Origin of the sequence: Grimontia sp. AD028, assembly GCF_000973155.1 — a bacterium.
Taxonomy (GTDB): domain Bacteria; phylum Pseudomonadota; class Gammaproteobacteria; order Enterobacterales; family Vibrionaceae; genus Enterovibrio; species Enterovibrio indicus.
The window spans coordinates 1-1694 of record NZ_LASY01000211.1 but is presented as its reverse complement, the minus strand read 5'-3'; the positions used below and the strand labels follow the sequence as shown (position 1 = coordinate 1694).

Below are 1694 nucleotides of genomic sequence, written 5' to 3'. Positions count from 1 at the left end.
GCTCTTTGTTGTTCCTTTTTGATGGAGGTGACTACACCGGCAAAGGAACGCCGCGATAATAACGCCAGTCAATCTCGCTGAATCCTGCATCTTCACGTTGTTTGGGTATATTCAACTCGGGTTAAGGTAGAAAGGATATTATCGTTACTAAGCCATCCAGAATGTGGTATCTCAACGCAATGAGCCATTTTTTGGTCGTACCAAAAGCTTGCATGATTTCCATTTTGTCCTTTAAGGAAATCATTCGCTTATCTCCCCTCTTGAGCTTCAAGCTTCCGGGCAGGCTTAATAACCAAAAAAGCGGAGCCATTAGGCTCCGCTTTTTAGTTTCATTCACCCATTAGAACGTATATCGGACACCGGCTTGCAGCTGGTCATCATTTTGCTTGCCATCCAAGCGGTTAAATTCATAACCCGCATAGCCGACAAAATTGTCAGTGACGTTGTAAACACCTTCAATTGCGTTGTAGTCGACATCATGAGAAGCATTATCTGAATCGCGATAGTTGAAGACATACCGGAAGACATAGTCATTGATGTTATACGCCAGAGCAATCTCGTAACCGTCTATATCAACGTTATCAACTTCACCAGCGACATAGAGAGCGCCAATGTAGAAATCGTTGAAAGTATAAGATAGAGCTACGTCATATTGGTCGACCTCGACACTGGCTAAACCAGTCCCAGTTCTCTGATCGCCTGAAACATAACCAGCACCGATATCTAATCCAATGGGGCTCTCGTAATAGATAGAGCCACCTGCAGAATCATTGTCCTTTTCGTCAGCAGCCACATAATTCAATGTCACTGTTACGCCCACTGGCGTTTCTACCATATAAACAAAGTTGTTTTCTAACTTGTCTTGGTTACCAACAACGATATCAGCCGCACTGCCACCAAAGGTTTCCATGATATCGGTGACATTGGTCAGAATGACCTGAGAAGAGTCCTGCTTACCGTATGAGAAGGCACCAAAGTTGGTGTCAAAGCCAGCGAACATGTATCGGTTGTCGATCTCGGAATCTTCCGTTGTCATTTCCGCTTCATAAAAGCCAAAAACACTAACACTGTCATTAACACTGGTTTCTCCAGCAAAATGTAGCCTTGCACGGCTCATGTCTTTGAATGAGCTGTTGCCATTCGCAGTGCCATTTGCGTTTACTTCATTTGCATCGGAAACATTGAATCGAGGCTCGATACGACCACCAATATCAAGTGCTGACTCATCACTGGAATAAACCGTGTATGCGTATGCATTAAAGCCCACTGCCGCGCCGATTATCGACGCTGTAATCATCGTTTTTTTCATTTCAATCATCCCTGCGGCTTTACAGCCGCTTGAGTTCCATCAAAACAACTGCACGTAATCGCGCCTACAACGATTAAAAAATAATTACGACAAGCGCCTGAACATCACAGCAAGAATCGCTCAAAGCCAGTAAAAATGGGCTCCCACAAATGAGATTATGAAAATAAACTCAATGAATGAGAGCTCTTATGGAAGCGCCGATGGTGAACAGGAGAATTTAGGTGTCTTCATGCAAACAATTTGGCGAATAATTTTATAATATACCCAAACAACCTGAAGATGCCGGATTCAGCGAGTTTGACTGGCGTTGTGATCGCGGCGTCCCTTTGTAGGTGTAATCACCTCCATCAAAAAGGGACAACAACGAGCACGACGTCAGTCAACT

Annotated in this window: 1 protein-coding gene; it reads right to left on the bottom strand. The window is 44.1% G+C overall.

The window, feature by feature from the left end; translation table 11 throughout:
• Positions 1-340: 340 nt before the first annotated feature.
• Positions 341-1309 (bottom strand): porin, encoded by a 969-nt coding sequence (locus tag RN22_RS24350; protein ID WP_046308518.1) that lies wholly within the window; start codon positions 1307-1309, stop codon positions 341-343.
• Between the last annotated feature and the right edge of the window lie 385 nt (positions 1310-1694).

Excerpts from the sequence above, each read along its gene's own strand:
- RN22_RS24350 (WP_046308518.1), bottom strand. The coding sequence starts at position 1,309 with ATGAAAAAAACGATGATTACAGCGTCGATAATCGGCGCGGCAGTGGGC.